This window comes from Paraburkholderia sp. BR10923 (assembly GCF_040948765.1).
Taxonomy (GTDB): Bacteria; Pseudomonadota; Gammaproteobacteria; order Burkholderiales; family Burkholderiaceae; genus Paraburkholderia; species Paraburkholderia youngii.
In genome coordinates, this window is sequence record NZ_JBFPKO010000001.1 from 404,111 (window position 1) to 424,896 (window position 20,786).

The window sequence follows — 20,786 nt, forward strand, 5'->3', positions numbered from 1 at the left end:
CGATGGAATCGCCCTTTTTCATGGCTGCGTTGACGGGAGTGGCGCGCCAGAGTGACGCGGCCGATCTCAGTCGGCGACGAGACCGCCGTTCTGGACGCGCACGCGCTCGCCGTCGTGGAACGGCGGCGCCTCGTGATAGGTGAAGTAGCGCGTCTTGCCGTCTTCCATGTGCACGCGCACCGAATACGACGTGGTGCTGCGCAAATGTTTTTCGACCGAGTTGCCGGCGAGCCCGCCGCCGAGCGCGCCGAGCAGCGTCATCGCGGTACGCCCGCCGCCGGCCCCGAACTGGTTGCCGACGACGCCACCGGCCACCGCGCCGCCGACCGCGCCAATACCGGTGCCATGTCCTTCATGCCGAACCGCCGAGATCGCGACGACCGTGCCGCAAGTCGAGCAATGAGCGGCTTGTGGCGCCGGCTGCTGCGCGTACTGGGGCGCTGCTTGCGGCCCGGGTTGTTGCGCGTACTGCGCCTGAGGTGCGGCCGGCGCCTGTTGCTGCTGCGCGTACTGCTGTTGCTGCGCCGGAGCGGGGGCCGGGGCTGGGGCGGGCTGCGCAGCTTGCTGAGCCTGAACCTGCTGCTGTTGCGCGGATGGATTGACCGGTGCGGCCGAATCGACGACGCCCGGCACTTGCGTGCTGACCTGCGCGGCCTGTGTCTGATCGTTCTGTGCGCCGTTGCCCGACGCCTTCGGGAACACGCCGGTGATCGCGGCGGTAGCGACGAGACTTGCAACGAGCACCGCGCCGGCGGCAACCGCGATCAACGGATGAAGACGACGTGGCTGCGTGGGTTGATGAGTAGGGGTGTCCATGTGGGGCCTCCACTTCTGACAGAGCCGACTGGCTATGAGACTGAGTGTCGGGCAATTCGATCCCGGCAGCGTTTCCATTTGTAACCGGCTCGATGGCGGCTTCGGGCGTGGGCCGGTGGCCTCTGCGCGGCGCGCCTTGTGTCAGCAAGCTTTCAAGACCGTTGCGACCACGGCGACTTGCGCGCACTGGCGCGGCTTTTACCGCCGGTTACAAAACGACCGCTCGCAGAAACCGGTCCCGCCAAGCGAAAACGCGCATAAAAAAACGCCCGGCATCGACCGGGCGCTCTTCAAAACCATCACATTGCACGCGAAGCGCAACGCCTACTCGCGCTTCGCGTCGCTCAATCTTCGCGACGCAGATGCGGGAACAGAATCACGTCGCGGATGCTCGGGCTATCGGTCAGCATCATCACCAGACGGTCGATGCCGATACCGCAGCCACCCGCCGGCGGCATGCCGTATTCGAGCGCGCGGATGTAGTCCGCGTCGTAGAACATCGCTTCCTCGTCGCCGGCGTCCTTCTGATCGACCTGCTTCCTGAAGCGCGCGGCCTGATCTTCCGGATCGTTCAGCTCGGAGAAACCGTTGGCGATTTCGCGGCCGGTGATGAACAGCTCGAAACGCTCGGTGATGCCTTCCACCTTGTCCGACGCACGCGCGAGCGGCGACACCTCGATCGGGTAGTCGATGATGTAGGTCGGCTCCCACAGTTGCGACTCGGCGGTCTCTTCGAACAGCGCCAGCTGCAGCGAGCCAATGCCCGCGTTCAGGAACTGCGGCTGCGAGGCATCGACGCCGAACTTCTTCAGTTCGGCGCGCAGGAACGTGCTGTCGGCGAGCTGCTCGTTCGTGTATTGCGGCGCGTATTTCTGGATCGCCTGCGTGATCGTGAGGCGATGGAACGGCTTCGACAGATCGAGCTCGCGTCCCTGATAGGTGATCGTGGCCGTGCCGAGCGCATCGATCGCGGCCTGGCGAATCAACTGCTCGGTGAAGTCCATCAGCCACTTGTAGTCGGTGTAGGCCGCGTAGAACTCGATCATCGTGAATTCCGGGTTGTGGCGCACGGACACGCCCTCGTTGCGGAAGTTACGATTGATTTCGAACACACGCTCGAAGCCGCCCACCACCAGACGCTTCAGATACAGCTCCGGCGCGATGCGCAGGAACATCTGCATGTCGAGCGCGTTGTGGTGCGTCGAGAACGGCTTGGCTGCCGCGCCGCCCGGAATCGGGTGCAGCATCGGCGTTTCGACTTCCATGAAATTCGCGTCGGCCATGTACTTGCGGATCGACGAAATCGCCTTGGTGCGTGCGAGGAACGTGCGGCGCGTCTCCGGCGTGACGATCAGATCGACATAGCGCTGGCGGTACTTCATTTCCTGGTCGGCGAGACCGTGGAACTTGTCCGGCAGCGGACGCAGCGACTTCGACAGCAGACGCAGCTCCGTGCAGCGCACCGACAGCTCGCCCTTGTTGGTGCGGAACAGCACGCCGCGCGCGGCGACGATGTCGCCCATGTCCCACTTCTTGAACGCGTCGTAGGTTTCCTGGCCGACGTCGGCTGGCGTGATGAAGAACTGGATCTGACCCGAGCCATCGCGCACGGTCGCGAAGCTCGCCTTGCCCATCACGCGTTTGAGCATCATGCGGCCGGCGATCGCGACTTCGAGCGGATTCGCTTCGAGCGCTTCCTTGTCGGCGTGCTCGTACTGCGACTGCAGATCTTCGGCGTGGTGCGTGGGACGGAAATCGTTCGGATAGGCGACGCCTTGCTCACGCAGCTCGCGCAGCTTTTCGCGGCGTTCGGCGATGATCTTGTTGTCGTCCACTTCGGGCACGACAGTCGGCTGGGCGGCATTCCGCTGGGCCGCATTCGGCTGGGTCGGTTCAGTCATGATGATTTGGTATTCGGTGGCCCGCCGCGGCGTGCGCCGCAAAGCGGGAAGCCAGTCAGTGTAGAAACCTCAGGCGGTACTGGAAAACGAAGCAAGCGCGGTCCCGATCGCTGAACGTGGCCGCGCCGTGCGCGCTTAGACGCCCTGTTTCAGGCTTGCGCTGATGAACGGATCGAGATCGCCGTCGAGCACGCTCTTCGTGTTGCTGATTTCGACGTTGGTGCGCAGATCCTTGATGCGGCTGTTGTCGAGCACGTACGAGCGGATCTGATGGCCCCAACCCACATCGGTCTTGCCGGCTTCGAGCTTGTCCTGCTCGGCCTGACGCTTGCGGATTTCCGCTTCGTATAGGCGCGATTTCAGCATCGCCATTGCTTCGGCGCGGTTGCGGTGCTGCGAGCGGTCGTTCTGGCACTGCACGACGATGCCCGACGGCATATGCGTGATACGCACCGCCGAGTCGGTCTTGTTGATGTGCTGACCGCCCGCGCCGGAAGCACGGTACGTGTCGATGCGCAGATCGGCCGGGTTGATCTCGACTTCGATCGAGTCGTCGATTTCCGGGTACACGAACACCGACGAGAACGAAGTGTGACGGCCGCCCGATGAATCGAACGGCGACTTGCGCACGAGGCGGTGCACGCCGGTTTCGGTACGCAGGAAGCCGTACGCGTATTCACCTTCGATCTTGATCGTCGCATTCTTGATGCCGGCGACGTCGCCTTCGGTCTGCTCGAGCACTTCGGTCTTGAAGCCCTTGCGCTCGCAGTAGCGCAGATATTGGCGCAGCAGCATCGACGCCCAGTCGCACGCTTCGGTGCCGCCGGCGCCGGCCTGGATGTCGAGAAAGGCGTTGTTGGGGTCGGCCGGGTTCGCGAACATCCGGCGGAATTCCATGTCGGCGACGCGCGCCTCGATGGCCTGGGCATCGGCTTCGCAGGCGAGCAGCGTTTCGTCGTCGGCTTCTTCGCGCGCCATGTCGAACAGGTCTTGCGCGTCGTTCACGTCGTTGGTGATCGACGTGAGTTTGCCGACCGTGTCGTCGAGCAGCTTCTTTTCCTTACCGAGTGCCTGGGCGTGCTTCGCATCGTTCCAGACGTCCGGGTCTTCGAGTTCCCGGTTGACTTCGATTAGACGCAGTGCTTTGTCGTCGTAGTCAAAGATACCCCCGTAGGTCGTCCGCGCGCTTGCGCAGGTCGGCCAGAGAGGCTTCGATCGCGTTGAGACGTTCCGCTTCCATGTCGATCTTTTATAGCTTCGTAAAAAGGAGAAATTATAGCCGATCGGCACGCCGCGCCGGAGCCCCGCGGGCGATCCGGCGCGTGTTCGCAATTGATTTTGCGGAAGATTTCAGCTCGCCGCGTGCTCGACGATCAATTGCACGCGCGACACGCCGTTCCATGTGTCGCTCGCGAGCCGGTAGGCGACGGTGGTGCGCGCGGGCAGCGTATCGGTGTGATTGAACCAGATCGCGTTGAAGCGCTGGCGGCCGCGCAACAGTTGCAGCTTCAGGTGCTTGTCCTTCACGAGCGCCTGCGACGCGACCTCGAATTCGCCCGAGAACACCGGCGCCGGAAAGCCTTGGCCCCATACGGCCGCATCGAGCATCTCGACGAATTGCGGCGTGAAGTACGCGTCTTCCAGCTCGCCGTCGGTTTCGACCGTGCGCGCGAGCGCCTCCGCGGACAGCCATTCGCGGCCGACCGCCTCGAAGGCGGCCGTGAAGCGCGGCACGTTCGCGGCGGCGATCGTCAGGCCCGCGGCCATCGCGTGGCCGCCGAATTTGACGATCAGGTCCGGTTCGCGCTTCGAGATCAGATCGAGCGCGTCGCGCAGATGGAAGCCCGCGATCGAGCGGCCCGAGCCCTTGACGAGCACGCCGGTATCGTCGGCGGGTGCGAACGTGAACGACGGGCGGTGGAATTTCTCCTTCAGCCGTCCGGCGACGATGCCGATCACGCCTTGATGCCAGCCCGGATTGAACAGCGTGATCGTGGTCGCGCCGTCGGGATCGACCGTCGACAGGTCGTCCAGTGCCTGCTGCTGCATGCCGGCCTCGATTTCGCGGCGCTCGCGGTTCATCGTGTCGAGCTGCTGCGCGAGTTCCCACGCGCGGCCGACGTCGTCGGTGGTCAGGCATTCGATGCCGAGCGACATGTCCGACAGCCGTCCCGCCGCGTTCAGGCGCGGTCCCAGTGCGAAGCCGAGGTCGAAGCCGGACGCGTTGCGCGCGTCTCGCGCGGCGGCGCGAAAGAGGGCGGCGATGCCCGGCTGCATGCGACCCTTGCGGATGCGCTGCAGACCTTGCGCGACCAGCACGCGGTTGTTGCCGTCGAGCTTGACGACATCGGCGACGGTGCCGAGCGCGACCAGATCGAGCAGGCCGTCGAGGCGCGGTTCGGGCAGCGCATCGCCGAACGCGCCGCGGCGGCGCAGTTCGGCGCGCAGCGCGAGCAGCACGTAGAACATCACGCCGACGCCGGCCAGGCACTTGCTCGGGAACCTGCAGCCCGGCTGGTTCGGATTGACGATCGCGCGCGCGGCGGGCAGTTCGTCGCCGGGCAGGTGGTGGTCGGTGACGAGTACGTCGATGCCGAGCGCGTTGGCGGCGGCGACGCCGTCGACGCTCGCGATGCCGTTGTCGACGGTGATCAGCAGATCGGGCTTGCCCGTAGCGCCGCGCGCCGCCAGCTCGACGATGTCCGGCGTGAGTCCGTAGCCGTGCTCCATGCGGTTCGGCACCAGATAGTCGATGCGCGCGCCGAACATGCGCAGTCCGCGCACCGCGACCGCGCAGGCGGTCGCGCCGTCGCAGTCGTAGTCGGCGACGACCAGCATGCGGCGCTGCTGCTGGAGCGCGTCGGCGAGCAGCGCGGCGGCCGCGTCGCAGCCCTTCAGCTCGACGGGCGGCACGAGCCGCGCGAGGCCGGTCTCGACCTCTTCGGGCAGGCAGACGCCGCGCGATGCGTACAGGCGCGCGAGCACCGGATGCATGCCGCAGCGGATCAGTACTTCGGCATCGACGGGGGAGCAGGGGCGCGTAACGATTCGGGTCATGCGGAAGGGCCGTGGATCATTCGATGAAAAGCGAGGCCAGCACGCGCCGCCGCCAGAATTTGCGCAGATCGCCGCGCGTGACGGTCAGCGTCACCGAGCCGGTGTCGCCGCACAGCGTGAGGCCGAGTTCGGGGAGTTCGCCCGCCTGCAGCGCCGCGAGCGCCGGCTCGAACCAGTCCGTCTGCAGCGCGGCGAATGCCTGGTTCCAGCGCGCCCAGTCCTGTTCGATGTAGGGCGCGGAGAATGGATCGAGTTCGACGAGTGTCGCGCCGCTGCCGTTGGTTGCACGGCGCAGCGCCGCCGGCAGTTCGCGATACGACGCCGGCGGCGCGCCTGGCGTGATCCCCGCGCTGAGCGCGAGGCCCCGCGTCGCGGCGGCGTCGGACAGCACCTGCGCGAACGGACTGCGCACCGGCCGCGCGGCGCCTTGCGCGTAAAACCAGATCGAGTTGACGGCCGGCAGCCCGCGTGCCTCGCGCGCCTCGTTGACCGGATGCTCGAACCATGCCATCTGCACTTCGTTCTGCAGCTTCATCCATGCGCGCGAGCGTTCGCCGGAATGCGCTTCATGGGGCAGCCAGATCTCGATGTTGCGGCCGCTCGCGCGCAACGGCGACGCGCCCGCGAGCGTGCCGAACGCGTCGCTCGACAGATACCAGCGGGTCGGTTTCGGCGCTTCGATGCGCACGCCGAGTTCCTCGATCAGCGGACGCGCAAGCGCGAGCAGCGTGGCCGCTTCGTCGTCCGACAGATCGAGCGACGCGGGATCGATCAGCACCAGGTGGTCGTGCGCGATGTGCACGTGCACCGGCTGCACGCAGGCCCACGTCGCGCTGCCGGGTTCGCCGCCGTCGGCGCGCAGCATGTAGGGCGCGAGCGGGGCTTCGTCGGCGGCGGCCGAGGCGTCCGCCGTGCCATCGGGCAGCGCGCCGAATTGTCGCGCGACCCAGCGCTCGTGCGGCAGCGTGCGCTGAAAATCTTCGCCGATCACGCGTTCGATCAGCGTCGCGCGGGCGACCAGCCTGTCGAGGGCGGGGCTCTGGATGTCGTGAAGCGCGGTGGAGGCGTCGGCCGCGGCGGGCAGCGCGAAGGGCAGCAGAAGATGGAGGCGGTCGGCAGGCATGATGCTGCGCATTGTAGGGCAAACGGTGCGAGTATTTCGACGAAGCACGGTCGGTTTGTCGATCGCGAACCGAGGCATGAGCTTTGCGCGAGCCGGCGGCATTGTGTGGCAAACTTCGCGCTTGATCGCTGGGCGCGGCAGGGGCGGCGCACCGTGCAGCCACGCCTCCATGCGCCAGCGGAGCCGCACGGCGGCTGGGCGGGCGAGGAACGATCCGCGCCGCCGCGAGCCCAACGGTCACGACGCTCGGGCCGCTCGGCGCACGCTCGATGTCCGCCGCTCCCGACACACAGTCGAAGAACGCACAAAAGGATTCGCTTGAAATTTCCCTACGAATGGCAGATTGGCTGGCGCTACACACGCGCCGGCAAACGCACGACCGGCAACGGCTTCATCTCGTTCATCGCGCTGGTGTCGATGTCGGGCATCGCGCTTGGCGTCGCGGCGCTGATCGTGGTGCTGTCGGTGATGAACGGCTTTCAGAAAGAGGTGCGCGACCGCATGCTGTCGGTGCTCGCGCACGTCGAGATCTTTTCGCCGACCGGGTCGATGCCCGACTGGCAGCTGACCGCGAAGGAAGCGCGGCAGAACCAGCTGGTGATCGGCGCGGCGCCCTACGTCGAGGCCCAGGCGCTGCTCACGCGCCAGGATGCGGTGAGCGGCGTCGCGTTGCGCGGCATCGAGCCGACGCTCGAACCGGAAGTGTCCGATATCGGCAAGGAAATGAAGGGCGGCAAGCTGACCGACCTCCTGCCCGGCGACTTCGGCATCGTGCTCGGCGCCGATCTCGCGGCCAACCTCGGCGTGCAGTTGAACGACAAGATCACGCTCGTCGCGCCCGAAGGCACGATCACGCCCGCCGGCATGCTGCCGCGCCTGAAGCAGTTCACGGTGGTCGGCATTTTCGAGTCGGGCCACTACGAATACGACAGCACGCTCGCGCTGATCAACATCAAGGACGCACAGGCGCTGTTCCGGCTGCCCGCGCCGACCGGCGTGCGGCTGAGGCTCACCGACATGCAGCGCGCGCCGGAAGTCGCGCGTCAGCTCGCGCGCACGCTGTCGGGCGATCTGTACATTCGCGACTGGACCCAGCAGAACAAGACCTGGTTCTCGGCGGTGCAGATCGAAAAGCGCATGATGTTCATCATCCTGACGCTGATCATTGCGGTGGCCGCGTTCAATCTGGTGTCGTCGCTGGTGATGACGGTGACCAACAAGCAGGCCGATATCGCGATCCTGCGTACGCTCGGCGCGCAGCCCGGCTCGATCATGAAGATCTTCGTCGTGCAGGGTGTGACGATCGGCTTCATCGGCACGGCGACCGGCGTCGCGCTCGGCTGCCTGATCGCGTGGAGCATTCCGTGGCTGGTGCCGATGATCGAGCATCTGCTCGGCGTGCAGTTCCTGCCGCCGTCGGTGTACTTCATCAGCGAGCTGCCGTCCGAGCTGGTTCCGGCCGACGTCGCTCGCATCGGCATCATCGCGTTCGTGCTGTCCGCGCTCGCGACGCTGTATCCGAGCTGGCGCGGCGCGAAGGTCCGTCCGGCGGAGGCGCTGCGCTATGAATGACCGCCTCGTCCATCCCTCAACCGATTCATCCATGAACGCTCAGGACCCCGCATCGTATCCGTACGTGCTCGAAGCCACCGGCATTTCCAAATCGTTCGTGCAGGGTGGCCTGAACGTGCAGGTGCTCAACAATGCCGAGCTCGCCGTGCGGCGCGGCGAGAAGCTCGCGATCGTCGGCGCGTCGGGCTCCGGCAAGAGCACACTGCTGCACGTGCTCGGCGGTCTCGACGATCCGAGCGCGGGCGAGGTGTCGGTGCTCGGCAAGCCGTTCACGAAGCTCTCCGAGCGCGAGCGCAACGACCTGCGCAATCGCGCGCTCGGTTTCGTTTATCAGTTTCACCATTTGCTGCCGGAGTTTTCCGCGCTCGATAACGTCGCGATGCCGCTGCGAATTCGTCGCGAGACGACCGAAGTCGCGCGCCGTGAGGCGATGGCGGTGCTGGAGCGCGTCGGCATGGAGCATCGCGCGAAGCATCGGCCGGGCGAGCTGTCGGGCGGCGAGCGTCAGCGTATCGCGATCGCGCGCGCGCTCGTCACGAAGCCCGCCTGCGTGCTCGCCGATGAGCCGACCGGCAACCTCGACGGCGGCACCGCCGACACCGTGTTCAACCTGATGCTCGAACTGTCGCGCACGCTCGAGACGAGCTTCGTGATCGTCACGCACGACCCCGAACTGGCGGGGCGCTGCGATCGCATCATGCGGCTGCGCGACGGCGTGCTGCACGAAGAACCGCCGGTGCCGGTCTGAACCCGGGTTGAGCGAAACCCCGGCACGGTCGTTGCTGGTGGTCCGCGGATGACCGACCGCCGCCGCGAAACGCCGGACCACCTTCGGTTCGGTTCCATTGCCAGCGAGACAACCCATGTGGATCGATACGCACTGCCATCTCGACGCTTCGGAGTTCGACGCCGATCGTGACGCGGTCGCGGCGTCCGCGCGCGATGCGGGGGTGTCGCGCATCGTGATCCCGGCGATCGGGCGACAGAACTTCGCGGCGGTGCGCGAGCTCGCGCACCGTGTCGACGGCGGCGCGTACGCGCTCGGCATTCATCCCATGTACACGCCAGGCGCCGTCGACGCCGACCTCGACCTGTTGCGCCTGGAGATCGAGGCGAGTCTCGACGATCCGCGCTTCGTCGGCATTGGCGAGATTGGGCTCGACTTTTTCGTCGACGGTCTCGACGATGCGCGCCAACAATTTTTCTACAACGGGCAGTTGCAACTCGCGCGCGAGTTCGATCTGCCGGTCATCTGCCACGTGCGCAAATCGCAGGATCAGGTGATCGCGGGACTGCGCCGGCATCAGATCCATCGCGGCATCGCGCACGCGTTCAATGGCAGTTTCCAGCAGGCTCGGGCTTATATCGATCAGGGCCTGCATCTTGGGTTCGGCGGCAACCTGACGTTCGAGCGCGCGCGGCAGATCCGCCGACTTGCCGAACAGCTGCCATTCGACGCGCTGGTCGTCGAGACCGACGCGCCCGATATCGCGCCATCGTGGATGTACAGGCAGCGCAATTCGCCGGAGCAGATTCCGGCGATCGGCGCGAGTCTCGCGCAACTGCGCGGTGTCACTTCCGACGCAGCAGCCCTTGGCACAACGGCTAACGCGCTCGCCGCGCTGCCGCGACTCGCGCTTTCCTCTGCATAATCGATTCCGTTGATCGAAAGGGTTCGCGCCGGGCGACACCCATGCCCGGCGGGCTCGCTGCTGCCTGCTCGCCGGCGCGTGACGACGCCCGGCGCCAGTGGTGCGGAGGGCGGATGCGGGCAGTCTGGTGCGGGTTTGCGTTGGGCGTGATCTGGCTGCAGCAGCAGGCGGTGTTGCCGGATGCGGGCGGATGGTGGGCGTTGATACTGGCCGGCTCCACGGCGGCTGGCGTTGCCGTGTGGGGTTTGCGTGGCGATAGGATGGGTGCGGCGTACCGGCTCGAATACGAGCGGCGCTTTTCGAACCAGTTCGCTAGCCGCGCATGGCGCGACGTCCGCATGCGGCGGGTCGCCGGTTGGGGCGCCGTGTGGTGCGCGGCGATCTGCGTCGGTTTCGGCTATGCGGCTCTGCGCGCTCATACGCGGCTCGCCGTAAGTCTGCCGCATGAGTGGGAAGGGCGCGACATCGAGGTGGTCGGCGCTATCAAGGGACTGCCAACGCGCGACGACAAAGGCGCGCGCTTCCTGTTCGACATCGAGTCGAACGATGCGCGCCTCGCCGCTTTTCCGCGCGTGGTCCAACTCGCCTGGATCGCGCGCGACGCCCCGGCGCCGCGGCTCGAACCGGGCGAGCGCTGGCGTCTGACCGTGCGCCTGAAGCGCCCGCACGGCAACGCGAATTTTGGCGTGCGCGATGCCGAGGCGAGTCTGCTCGCGCGCAACGTCCGCGCGACTGGTTACGTGAGCGTGCCGGAGCATGCGCGACGCCTCGCCGGTCGCGCGCGCGGGCTCGCCGTGCTGGTCGACCGCTGGCGCGCCGCATTGCGCGCGCGTATCGACACGGTGCTCGCCGATGCGCCGCATCGCGGCATCGTCGTCGCACTCGCGGTCGGCGCGCAGGACCAGCTGAGCCCCGCCGACTGGCAATTGATGCGCGGCACCGGCACGAGTCATCTGGTGGCGATTTCGGGCTTGCACATCGGCCTGGTCGCGGGGTTGACCGGCTGGCTCGCGGCCGCAGTCTGGCGACGCTCGGGCTGGCTCGGCCGCAACTGGCCGCTGCGCCTGCCCGCGCAGCTCGTCGGCGTGACGGCGGGGGCGCTGTTCGCCGCGCTGCATGCCGCGCTCGCGGGCTTCAACGTGCCGGCGCAACGCGCGCTGTGGATGGCCGCACTCGTCGCGCTGGCGTTCGTCGGTGGCCGGCAACTGGCGCGCTCAACGGTGCTCGCGTGGGCGCTCGGGCTCGTGCTGCTGGTCGATCCGTGGGCGGTCGTGTCGGCCGGATTCTGGCTGTCGTTCTGCGCGGTCGGCGCGATCCTGTTCGCGATGGCGGGGCGGCCGCGCGTGCGCGGTCCACAGGCGTCCCTTCGGCATGAAGACGAAGAGGGCGGCGCGGCGCATGGTAGGTGGCTGGCGCTGCGTCCTGACTTGATCCGGCATCTGCGTGCCTTCGCCGAACGCTTGCGCAGCGCCGCGCACGTGCAGTTCGCGGTGACGGTCGCGCTTGCGCCGCTGACCGCCTACTGGTTCGCGCAGATTCCGCTCGTCGGTCCGCTCGCGAATGCGTTCGCGATTCCGTGGGTGAGCGCGCTCGTCACGCCGGCGGTGCTCGCGGGCGTCGCATTGCCTGCGCCGCTCGACGCGTTCGCGTGGCGCGCCGCGCACACGCTGCTCGATGGTCTCGTGGCCGGCCTGGAGCTGGTGTCGGGACCGCGCTGGACATTGTGGTGGTTGCCGCAGCCGCATGCGTGGGCGCTCGCCGCGGCGGCAGTCGGTGTGCTGTGGTGTCTCGCGCCGCGCGGCTGGCCGTTGCGCTGGGCGGCGCCGCTGACGTGGCTGCCGCTGCTGATGCCCAGCGCAAACGGCGCACTCGCCGAGCCATCGGGCGCGTTCCGTCTGACTGCGCTCGATGTCGGGCAGGGCACGTCGGTGCTCGTGCAGACCGCGCATCACGCGTTGCTGTTCGATGCCGGCCCCGGCCCGGAATCGACGCATGCTGGCGAGCGAGTGGTGGTGCCGTTCCTGCAGGCGCAAGGTGTGACGATGCTCGATACGCTGATGATCAGCCACGACGATTCGGATCATTCGGGCGGCGCGCCGGCAGTGCTCGACGCGATCGAGGTGCGTCAGCTGGTGGCCGGACTGAAGCCGGACAATCCGCTGTGGCCGAAGGCGAAGCAGCATGGCACGCGGACGCTGCCGTGTGTGGCGGGGCAGCGCTGGCAGTGGGACGGTGTCGAGTTCGCCGTATTGTGGCCGGACGCCGGGGCGCTCACCGGCAAGGCGAACGAACATTGCTGCGTGTTGAGAGTCAGCACGTTGCCCGCCACCAATGCAGGCCAGGCGGCGTTGGTCAGTGTCAACGCGCCGCGGTTCGCGGCTCTGCTGACCGCCGACATCGAAGCGCCGACCGAACGCGCGCTGCTCGCACGCGATCGCGAGATGTTACGCGCGCAAGTATTGATAGTGCCGCATCATGGCAGCAAGACCTCGTCGACCGAACCGTTCCTCGACTCTATCGATCCGTCCATCGCGTTATTTCAGGTAGGCTACGAAAATCGTTTTCATCATCCGAACGCGGGCGTGCTCGCGCGCTACGTGGCGCGTCATATCGAGCTCGCGCGCAGCGATCGGGATGGCGCCGTCAGGGTCGACGTCGATCCGGGCGCGCGCGGTGAGGAGGGCGCCGCGCTCACGCTCGAGCGCTATCGCGACACGCAGCGCCGCTACTGGATGGAGCCCTGAGCGCGTCGCCGCTCAATGAGCGCAACGGCGCAGACAACGGGCGCAAGCAGCGGTATAAGCAGCGGCAGAGGCGCAGCACCCGCCCGCGCGTAAAAAACACAACGGAGATTGCCGCAGTTGAAAAACATCATCCATTTCTCGCACGCGAACGGCTTTCCGGCCTCGACTTACCGGACCATCTTCGCCGAACTCTCCGACGACTACGAGGTGCGCTCGATCGAGCGGATCGGTCATGATTCGCGCTTTCCGGTCACGCAGGACTGGCCCCATCTGGTCGACCAACTGCTCGACGATATCGCGCGCAAGTACGAGCAGCCAGTGTGGCTCGTCGGGCATTCGCTCGGCGGTTATCTGTCGCTGATGGCGGCGCTGAAAAAGCCGCAGTGGGTGAGGGGCGTCGTGATGCTCGACTCGCCGGTGATCGCCGGCTGGCGCAGCAGCATGCTGCGCGTGTCGCAATGGACCGGGCTCGACGAGCGGCTGTCGCCGGCCGCCGCGACGCGCAAGCGCCGCACGCAATGGGCTAGCCGCGACGAAGCCTGGCGGCACTTCCATTCGAAACCCGCGTTCGCGCGCTGGGACGAGCGCATGCTGTCCGACTACATCGACTTCGGCATTCCGCAGAGTTCGCCCGACGGCACCCGCGTGCTCGCGTTCGATCGGCGCACCGAATACCAGATCTACCGAACTTTGCCGCATACGCTCGGCGCGCGGCTCGCGCGCGGCGCGGCGGTGCCGGTCGGGTTCATCGCCGGCACGCACTCAAAGGAAATCCGCCAGGTCGGTCTCGACGCGACGCGGCGCGCGACCGGCGGGCACGTCGAGTGGATCGAGGGCAGCCATCTGTATCCGATGGAAAAGCCGATCGAAACCGCGCGCGCGGTGCAACGCATGTTGCGCGAGCTGGAGCGAACCGCCTGACGCGCTGCGCGCACGACGCGGGCCCGAAACTGCCGCGCCGGCTGCCACGCGAGGCGGCATCGGCGCGCGGCGGCCGGGTCGTTTTTTGCTGGGTCGGGACCATCCTTTACGGTATAATCCGTTTTTCCCGCGAGCATCCAGCGATGACCAAATATGTTTTCGTCACCGGCGGCGTAGTATCTTCCCTCGGCAAGGGTATTGCCGCCGCTTCCCTCGCCGCGATCCTCGAATCGCGCGGTCTTAAAGTCACCCTCCTCAAACTCGATCCCTACATCAACGTCGACCCCGGCACGATGAGCCCGTTTCAGCACGGCGAAGTGTTCGTGACGGAAGACGGAGCGGAAACCGACCTCGACCTTGGCCACTACGAGCGCTTCATCAGCACGAAGATGCGCAAGGCCAACAACTTCACCACGGGCCAGATTTACGAGTCGGTGATCCGCAAGGAACGCCGCGGCGATTATCTCGGCAAGACCGTGCAGGTCATTCCGCACATCACCAACGAAATCCAGGCATTCGTCGAACGCGGCGCAGCTTCTGCGACGTGCGGCGAGCCGGATGTCGCGATCGTCGAAGTGGGCGGCACGGTGGGTGACATCGAATCGCTGCCGTTCCTCGAAGCCGCGCGTCAGATGAGCCTGCGCCTCGGCCGCAACAGCGCGTGCTTCGTGCACCTGACGCTGGTGCCCTGGGTCGCCACGGCCGGCGAGCTCAAGACCAAGCCCACCCAGCACAGCGTGCAGAAGCTGCGCGAAATCGGCATCTCGCCGCACGTGCTGCTGTGCCGTGCCGACCGCCGCATTCCGGACGACGAGCGCGCGAAGATCTCGCTGTTCTCGAACGTGCCTGAAGACGCGGTCATTTCCGTGTGGGATGCGGACAGCATCTACAAGATTCCGCAGATGCTGCACGACCAGGGTCTCGACGCGATCATCTGCGAGGAGCTGAAGCTCACGCCGAAGGCGGCGGACCTTTCCATGTGGTCCGACCTCGTCGAGAAGCTGCAGAACCCGAAGCACGAAGTGACGATCGGCATGGTCGGCAAGTATGTCGATCTGACCGAGTCGTACAAGTCGCTGATCGAAGCGCTGCGTCATGCGTCGATGCATACGTCGACGCGCGTGAACATCGAGTACATCGACTCCGAAGAGATCGAAACGCAAGGCGTCGAAAGCCTCAAGCATCTCGACGCGGTGCTCGTGCCGGGCGGCTTCGGCCGTCGCGGCACCGAAGGCAAGATTGCCGCGATCCGCTACGCACGCGAAGCGAAGGTGCCGTATCTCGGCATCTGCCTCGGCATGCAGCTAGCGGTGATCGAATTCGCGCGTGACGTGGTCGGCCTGAAGGACGCGAACAGCACCGAGTTCGATCAGGAAACGAAGAATCGCGTGGTCGCGCTGATCACCGAGTGGTACGACCGCGAAGGCCGCGTCGAGAAGCGCACCGAAGAATCGGACCTCGGCGGCACGATGCGTCTCGGCTCGCAGCGCTGCCCGATCAAGCCCGGCACGCTCGCCGAAGAGATCTACGGCACGGACGTGAACGAGCGTCATCGTCACCGTTATGAGGTGAATAACCGTTTCGTGCCCCAGCTCGAAGGGGGTGGCCTCATCATTAGCGCCCGTACCCCGAGCGAGGATCTGCCGGAAATGATGGAGCTGCCGCGCAGCATGCACCCGTGGTTCGTCGGCGTGCAGTTCCATCCGGAATTCACGTCCACGCCGCGTGACGGTCATCCGTTGTTCAAGTCGTTCGTCGAAGCGGCGCTCGCGCATCAGCAGTCGAGGGTCGAGGAGAAAGCATGAAACTGGGCGATTTCGAAATCGGGCTCGACAAGCCGTTTTTCCTGATCGCCGGTACCTGTGTCGTCGAATCCGAACAGATGACGATCGACACGGCCGGCCGCCTGAAGGAAATCTGCGCGAAGCTGAACATTCCGTTCATCTACAAATCGTCGTACGACAAGGCCAATCGCAGCAGCGGCAAGTCGTTCCGCGGTCTGGGCATGGACGAAGGTCTGCGTATCCTGTCGGAAGTGAAGCGCCAGCTCGGTCTGCCGGTGCTGACCGACGTGCACGCCGAGCACGAGATCGAGCAGGTGGCAGCGGTCGTCGACGTGCTGCAAACGCCCGCGTTTTTGTGCCGTCAGACGGACTTCATCCACGCGTGCGCGCGCTCGGGCAAGCCGGTCAATATCAAGAAGGGCCAGTTTCTCGCGCCGCACGACATGAAGAACGTGATCGACAAGGCGCGCGACGCCGCGCGTGAAGCGGGTCTGTCGGAAGACCGCTTCATGGCGTGCGAGCGCGGCGTGTCGTTCGGCTATAACAACCTCGTGTCGGACATGCGTTCGCTCGCGATCATGCGCGAGACCAACGCGCCGGTCGTGTTCGACGCGACCCACTCGGTGCAGTTGCCGGGCGGTCAGGGCACGAGCTCGGGCGGCCAGCGCGAATTCGTGCCGGTGCTTGCGCGCGCCGCGGTGGCGGTCGGCGTCGCGGGTCTGTTCATGGAAACGCACCCGAATCCGGCGCAAGCGAAGTCGGACGGGCCGAACGCGGTGCCGCTCAATCGCATGGCCGAGCTGCTCGAGACGCTCGTCACGCTCGACCAGGCCGTCAAGCGTGGCCCGTTCCTCGAAAGCGACTTCAACTGATTCAGGTGTGCGCCGCGTGTCACGATTGCTCTCGATAATCGACCCGCGGCGTTTTCGCATAATGGTCGTCGAACGTATCGGCGCGCGAGTTGTCTGTCGGGGAGACCGGCGGGTGCTTTGCATGGGACCGGAGTAGGCGCTAAAGCACCAACTCCGGATCGACAGCGCGATACAGTGTCAGAGTAAAGAATTCAACGTCATCCTTTGAGGAAACCATGAGTGCTATCGTAGACATCATCGGTCGAGAGATTCTCGATTCGCGAGGCAACCCCACCGTCGAATGCGACGTGCTGCTCGAGTCGGGCACGATGGGCCGCGCAGCCGTGCCGTCGGGCGCGTCGACCGGCTCGCGCGAAGCGATCGAACTGCGCGACGGCGAAGCCGGCCGCTACGGCGGCAAGGGCGTGCTGAAGGCCGTCGAGCACATCAACACGGAAATCTCCGAAGCGATCATGGGTCTCGACGCTTCCGAGCAGGCATTCCTCGACAAGACGCTGCTCGAGCTCGACGGCACCGACAACAAGTCGCGCCTAGGCGCGAACGCAATGCTGGCCGTGTCGATGGCCGTCGCGAAGGCCGCCGCTGAAGAAGCCGGCCTGCCGCTGTACCGCTATTTCGGCGGTTCGGGCGCGATGCAACTGCCGGTGCCGATGATGAACATCGTCAACGGCGGCGCGCACGCGAACAATAGCCTGGACATCCAGGAATTCATGATCGTGCCGGTCAGCCAGCCGAGCTTCCGCGAAGCGCTGCGCTGCGGCGCCGAAGTGTTCCACGCGCTGAAGAAGATCCTGTCGGATCGCGGCATGAGCACGGCAGTCGGCGACGAAGGCGGCTTCGCGCCGAATTTCGGCAGCAACGAGGAATGCCTGTCCACCATTTTGCAAGCCATTGAGAAAGCGGGCTATCGCGCCGGTGAAGACGTGCTGCTCGCACTCGACTGCGCGGCCAGCGAGTTCTACCACGACGGCAAGTACCAGCTCGCGGGCGAAGGCCTGCAGCTGTCGTCGACGGAATTCGCGGATTACCTCGCGAACCTGGCGGACAAGTTCCCGATCGTGTCGATCGAAGACGGCATGCACGAAGGCGACTGGGAAGGCTGGAAGACGCTGACCGACAAGCTCGGCGACAAGGTCCAACTGGTCGGCGACGACCTGTTCGTCACGAACACGCGCATCCTGAAGGAAGGCATCGAGAAGGGCATCGCGAACTCGATCCTGATCAAGATCAACCAGATCGGCACGCTGACGGAAACCTTCGCGGCGATCGAAATGGCCAAGCGCGCGGGCTATACGGCCGTGATTTCGCACCGCTCGGGCGAAACCGAAGACTCGACGATCGCGGACATCGCCGTCGGTCTGAACGCCGGACAGATCAAGACTGGATCGCTGTCGCGTTCGGATCGCATCTCGAAGTACAACCAGCTGCTGCGTATCGAGGAAGATCTCGGCGATATCGCGAGCTACCCTGGCAAGTCGGCGTTCTACAATCTGCGCTAAGCGTTTTCGCCAGATTGTTCACGCCGATCGATGAGCCGGTTATCCTTCGTTTCTGATTGACTTCGCCGCCCTGCGTATAGCGCAGGGCGGCGCGTATTTATTGCGCTTACTTCATGCGGCTTGTCACTGCTGTCCTGATCGTTTTGCTGGCATTGATCCAGTACCCGCTCTGGTGGGGGCACGGCGGCTGGCTGCGCGTGCATGAGTTGCAAGGCCAGCTCGCGCAGCAACTGCAGAAGAATGCCGACGCCAAGCTGCGCAACGAGCGCATCCAGGGCGAAGTGCAGGATCTGCAGAACGGCACTGCCGCGGTCGAAGAGCGGGCGCGCTACGAAATGGGCATGGTCAAGGACGGCGAAGTGTTCGTGCAGTTCGTGTCGCCGAACCAGCCGCTGCCGTTGGCGAACACGCCGTCGGCGGATACTTCGACGCGCGGGGAAGTGTCGGCCGCGCCGCTGCACGTGGTGCCGAATCCGGAGTCGCGCGCGAAACCGGATCGCAAGCATGGCGGGAAGGCGGCGGCTGCGAAGGAGAAGAAGCCGGCGCACTGAGGTTCGATATCTCGCATCGGCTTCGCCACGAAGGGCGAAAAAAGCGCGGTTCACTTTGAAACGCGCTTTGTGTTTTTGGGCTGCCGTATTCGCTGCTACCAACCCCAATACGGCCCGAACCCGACGCCGACCCCAGTTCCCCAGCCACGTCCCCAGCCGCCGCTCGAGAAGCCCAAGGAAAATCTCACGGGCGGCGAGCGCGAGTAATAGCGGGACCAGGCTTGCGCGGCGGCGTCCGTGGCGATCGCCTGATTCTGTTCGAACATGACCTGTTGCTCGATCGCGTCATAGCGCGCGCGTTCCTCCGGTGTCAGCGTCTGTGTATGGCTGATGGCCTCCGCCTGATCGGGCGGCAGACGGCTCAGAATCGGCGCGGGGCCCGGCGGATCGATCGAGCAGGCGGCCAGCGCCGCGCAGCCCGTGAGGACGGCCAGGATCAACGAAAGCGTATGCTTCATGGTCGAATCTCCATCGGTCCGAGGTCCGAGGCTCGAGCAGGCGTCTTCCAACACGTGGTGACGGATCCTTCCAATGTATCAACGCCGCGCTCAAATGCAACGCGCCGCCCGAGCCGTGACAGGCATGGGGCGGCGCGGTCAGGACTTCCGTCGTAATGCGCGATCAGTTCGCGGGCACGCACTCCGCTTCAGCGGAAGCGCACTTTAGTGCCGCTGCGCGGCCGCCGGCGTCACGCCTTGTGAGAGTCCGCCGGCGACGAAAAGTTGCGCGACGTCGACCGGGTCGAACTCGTAGCGCTGGTTGCAAAACTCGCAGTGAATCTCGACGTGGCCGCGTTCCTCGATCACGCCGTCGACTTCATCGCGGCCGAGCATCTTCAGCATCGCGCCGACTTTTTCGCGCGAGCACGTGCATTCGAAGCGCGCGGTGACAGGCTCGAAATGCTGGACGTTTTCCTGCCAGAACAGACGCCGGAACACCGTCTCCGGTTCTTCCTTCAGCAACTCGTCCTGTGACAGAGTGCCGCCGAGCGTGCAGACGCGCTCCCACGTATCCGCGTCGAGCGCGCCCGGATGCGGGACGATGCCGCCGTCGCCCGGCAGCTTCTGCAGCAGCATGCCGACCGCGCGCTCGGTGTTCGCCGCGAGCCACATGCGCGTGTCGAGCTGCTCGGAGTGATGCATGTAGTGCTCGAGCACTTCGGCGATCGACTTCAGCGGTCCGTTCGCGCCCGACAGCGGCACGATACTCTGATACGGCTGCTGGCCGGGCTGCTTGTCGGTCGGGTCGAGCGTGATCACGCAGCGGCCGTGGCCGCTCGCGTTCACCAGATCGATCAGCGAGGTCGTGTCGTCGATCGTATGGGCGGCTTCGCCGGACAGCTTCGCGGTGGCGCGCATCGTCAGGTTCGAGCTGCACTGCACGACCAGCATCTTGATCGGGCCATCGCCGAAAATCTGCATGACGAGCGTGCCGTCGAACTTCAGGTTCGCCGACAGCAGCGCGCACGCGGCCATCATTTCGCCGAGAATCGTTCGCACGGGCGCCGGATAATCGCGGCGCGTCAGCACGTCCTGCCAGGTATTGCGCAGGGAAACGATCTCGCCGCGCACCGGCGCCGCGCTGAACATGAATTTTTGCAACTGGTCGCTCACAACTTTTCCTCGCTGGAATGACGCGGCGTGATGCCGCGCCTTTGCGCGCCGCGCGCCGGCCGTCTAGCCGATGCGTACGAGCTGCGCCTTGAAATACTCGCGACGCCCGGCATAACTTGCCGCGGCGCGCTGCAGGTTGGCGATATCCGCTTCCGTCAGTTCGCGCACCGCCTTCGCGGGCGCGCCGAGGATCAGCGTATTGTCGGGAAACACCTTGCCCTCGGTGACGATGGCGCCCGCTCCGACCAGACAGTTGCGGCCGATCACCGCGCCATTCAAGACCACCGCCTGAATTCCGATCAACGAGCCTTCCTTGATCGTGCAGCCATGCAGCATCGCCTGATGGCCGATCGTCACGTTCGACTCGACCGTCAGCGGATAGCCCGGGTCGGTGTGCAGCACCGCGTTTTCCTGCACGTTGCTGCCGGCGCCGATCTTGATCGGCTCGTTGTCGCCGCGCAGCGTCGCGCCGAACCACACGCTCGCATTCTCCTCGAGCGTCACGTTGCCGATGATGTTCGCGGAATCCGCGACGAACACGCTTTCATGAATGATCGGGGCGGCTTCGCCCAGCTTGTAAATCGTCACAATGTCTCCTTATCGGTCGGTGCCAGGCCTTGGGGCTGCTCCGATCCCGTGCACGATGGGTGTCTGATCGATTGCCTCGCATGGGCTGGGCGG

17 protein-coding genes are annotated in these 20,786 nt (G+C 65.7%); 9 read left to right on the plus strand and 8 right to left on the minus strand.

The genetic code is table 11. From position 1 onward, the window contains the following. Nucleotides 1-66: 66 nt before the first annotated feature. The 5 genes from AB3X94_RS01840 to AB3X94_RS01860 form a co-directional block, all read right to left on the minus strand. The gene (locus tag AB3X94_RS01840) at nucleotides 67-816 is read right to left on the minus strand and encodes a glycine zipper 2TM domain-containing protein (RefSeq protein WP_176108197.1); all 750 of its coding nucleotides are present in this window, start codon (nucleotides 814-816) and stop codon (nucleotides 67-69) included. Between the two features lie 344 nt (nucleotides 817-1,160). After that, nucleotides 1,161-2,717 (minus strand): lysine--tRNA ligase, encoded by a 1,557-nt coding sequence (gene lysS / locus AB3X94_RS01845; RefSeq protein WP_368610667.1) that lies wholly within the window; start codon nucleotides 2,715-2,717, stop codon nucleotides 1,161-1,163. Between the two features lie 135 nt (nucleotides 2,718-2,852). Further along, nucleotides 2,853-3,957 (minus strand): peptide chain release factor 2 gene (gene prfB, locus AB3X94_RS01850; protein ID WP_013089810.1). Its coding sequence is split into 2 segments (ribosomal slippage): nucleotides 2,853-3,875 and nucleotides 3,877-3,957, totalling 1,104 coding nucleotides; the frame shifts between segments, so codons are not numbered across the junction. Nucleotides 3,958-4,067: 110 nt separating this feature from the next. Then, nucleotides 4,068-5,774, minus strand: coding sequence for a single-stranded-DNA-specific exonuclease RecJ (gene recJ, locus AB3X94_RS01855; RefSeq protein ID WP_176108198.1), 1,707 nt, complete (start codon nucleotides 5,772-5,774; stop codon nucleotides 4,068-4,070). A gap of 16 nt (nucleotides 5,775-5,790) precedes the next feature. Further along, on the minus strand, nucleotides 5,791-6,909 hold the full coding sequence (locus tag AB3X94_RS01860) for a regulator (protein WP_368610668.1): 1,119 nt from the start codon (nucleotides 6,907-6,909) through the stop codon (nucleotides 5,791-5,793). Between the two features lie 306 nt (nucleotides 6,910-7,215). Between AB3X94_RS01860 and AB3X94_RS01865 the strand changes: the two genes are divergently transcribed. From AB3X94_RS01865 to ftsB, 9 genes are all read left to right on the plus strand, one after another. Further along, nucleotides 7,216-8,469, plus strand: coding sequence for a lipoprotein-releasing ABC transporter permease subunit (locus tag AB3X94_RS01865; protein WP_176108200.1), 1,254 nt, complete (start codon nucleotides 7,216-7,218; stop codon nucleotides 8,467-8,469). Beyond that, nucleotides 8,462-9,217: a lipoprotein-releasing ABC transporter ATP-binding protein LolD gene (lolD, locus tag AB3X94_RS01870; protein ID WP_368610669.1), complete on the plus strand. Its 756-nt coding sequence runs from the start codon at nucleotides 8,462-8,464 to the stop codon at nucleotides 9,215-9,217. The genes AB3X94_RS01865 and lolD overlap by 8 nt, the downstream gene beginning before the upstream one ends. Before the next feature lie 115 nt (nucleotides 9,218-9,332). Next, complete coding sequence (locus AB3X94_RS01875) at nucleotides 9,333-10,121, plus strand: TatD family hydrolase (protein WP_176108202.1); 789 nt, start codon at nucleotides 9,333-9,335, stop codon at nucleotides 10,119-10,121. A 113-nt stretch (nucleotides 10,122-10,234) separates the two neighbouring features. Then, nucleotides 10,235-12,865 carry a DNA internalization-related competence protein ComEC/Rec2 gene (locus tag AB3X94_RS01880; protein ID WP_368610670.1) on the plus strand — a complete coding sequence of 877 codons (2,631 nt, stop codon included), beginning with the start codon at nucleotides 10,235-10,237 and terminating at the stop codon, nucleotides 12,863-12,865. A gap of 117 nt (nucleotides 12,866-12,982) precedes the next feature. Continuing rightward, a complete protein-coding gene (locus AB3X94_RS01885; protein ID WP_176108204.1) occupies nucleotides 12,983-13,786 on the plus strand; it encodes an alpha/beta fold hydrolase in 804 nt (267 codons plus the stop codon). Between the two features lie 143 nt (nucleotides 13,787-13,929). Then, complete coding sequence (locus AB3X94_RS01890; RefSeq protein ID WP_176108205.1) at nucleotides 13,930-15,591, plus strand: CTP synthase; 1,662 nt, start codon at nucleotides 13,930-13,932, stop codon at nucleotides 15,589-15,591. Beyond that, entirely contained in the window at nucleotides 15,588-16,442 is an 855-nt protein-coding gene (gene kdsA, locus AB3X94_RS01895) for a 3-deoxy-8-phosphooctulonate synthase (protein ID WP_176108206.1), read from the plus strand. Before AB3X94_RS01890 ends, kdsA begins: the two co-directional genes overlap by 4 nt. A gap of 215 nt (nucleotides 16,443-16,657) precedes the next feature. Next, entirely contained in the window at nucleotides 16,658-17,941 is a 1,284-nt protein-coding gene (eno, locus tag AB3X94_RS01900; RefSeq protein ID WP_176108207.1) for a phosphopyruvate hydratase, read from the plus strand. A gap of 113 nt (nucleotides 17,942-18,054) precedes the next feature. Then, entirely contained in the window at nucleotides 18,055-18,492 is a 438-nt protein-coding gene (gene ftsB, locus AB3X94_RS01905; protein ID WP_176108208.1) for a cell division protein FtsB, read from the plus strand. 95 nt (nucleotides 18,493-18,587) lie between these two features. Here the strand turns inward: ftsB and AB3X94_RS01910 are convergent, their stop codons facing one another. From AB3X94_RS01910 to AB3X94_RS01920, 3 genes are all read right to left on the minus strand, one after another. After that, nucleotides 18,588-18,950, minus strand: coding sequence for a hypothetical protein (locus AB3X94_RS01910; RefSeq protein ID WP_176108209.1), 363 nt, complete (start codon nucleotides 18,948-18,950; stop codon nucleotides 18,588-18,590). Nucleotides 18,951-19,154: 204 nt separating this feature from the next. After that, nucleotides 19,155-20,105: an Hsp33 family molecular chaperone HslO gene (hslO, locus tag AB3X94_RS01915; protein ID WP_176108210.1), complete on the minus strand. Its 951-nt coding sequence runs from the start codon at nucleotides 20,103-20,105 to the stop codon at nucleotides 19,155-19,157. 63 nt (nucleotides 20,106-20,168) lie between these two features. Next, nucleotides 20,169-20,693, minus strand: a complete 525-nt coding sequence (locus AB3X94_RS01920; RefSeq protein ID WP_176108211.1) for a gamma carbonic anhydrase family protein — start codon at nucleotides 20,691-20,693, stop codon at nucleotides 20,169-20,171. Between the last annotated feature and the right edge of the window lie 93 nt (nucleotides 20,694-20,786).

What these genes read in the sequence shown, in the direction of transcription:
- recJ (WP_176108198.1), bottom strand. Translation starts at nt 5,774, where the DNA reads ATGACCCGAATCGTTACGCGCCCCTGCTCCCCCGTCGATGCCGAAGTA.
- kdsA (WP_176108206.1), top strand. Translation starts at nt 15,588, where the DNA reads ATGAAACTGGGCGATTTCGAAATCGGGCTCGACAAGCCGTTTTTCCTG.
- lolD (WP_368610669.1), top strand. Translation starts at nt 8,462, where the DNA reads ATGAATGACCGCCTCGTCCATCCCTCAACCGATTCATCCATGAACGCT.
- AB3X94_RS01875 (WP_176108202.1), top strand. Translation starts at nt 9,333, where the DNA reads ATGTGGATCGATACGCACTGCCATCTCGACGCTTCGGAGTTCGACGCC.
- ftsB (WP_176108208.1), top strand. Translation starts at nt 18,055, where the DNA reads ATGCGGCTTGTCACTGCTGTCCTGATCGTTTTGCTGGCATTGATCCAG.
- AB3X94_RS01880 (WP_368610670.1), top strand. Translation starts at nt 10,235, where the DNA reads ATGCGGGCAGTCTGGTGCGGGTTTGCGTTGGGCGTGATCTGGCTGCAG.
- AB3X94_RS01840 (WP_176108197.1), bottom strand. Translation starts at nt 816, where the DNA reads ATGGACACCCCTACTCATCAACCCACGCAGCCACGTCGTCTTCATCCG.
- AB3X94_RS01910 (WP_176108209.1), bottom strand. Translation starts at nt 18,950, where the DNA reads ATGAAGCATACGCTTTCGTTGATCCTGGCCGTCCTCACGGGCTGCGCG.
- AB3X94_RS01890 (WP_176108205.1), top strand. Translation starts at nt 13,930, where the DNA reads ATGACCAAATATGTTTTCGTCACCGGCGGCGTAGTATCTTCCCTCGGC.
- eno (WP_176108207.1), top strand. Translation starts at nt 16,658, where the DNA reads ATGAGTGCTATCGTAGACATCATCGGTCGAGAGATTCTCGATTCGCGA.
- AB3X94_RS01860 (WP_368610668.1), bottom strand. Translation starts at nt 6,909, where the DNA reads ATGCGCAGCATCATGCCTGCCGACCGCCTCCATCTTCTGCTGCCCTTC.
- lysS (WP_368610667.1), bottom strand. Translation starts at nt 2,717, where the DNA reads ATGACTGAACCGACCCAGCCGAATGCGGCCCAGCGGAATGCCGCCCAG.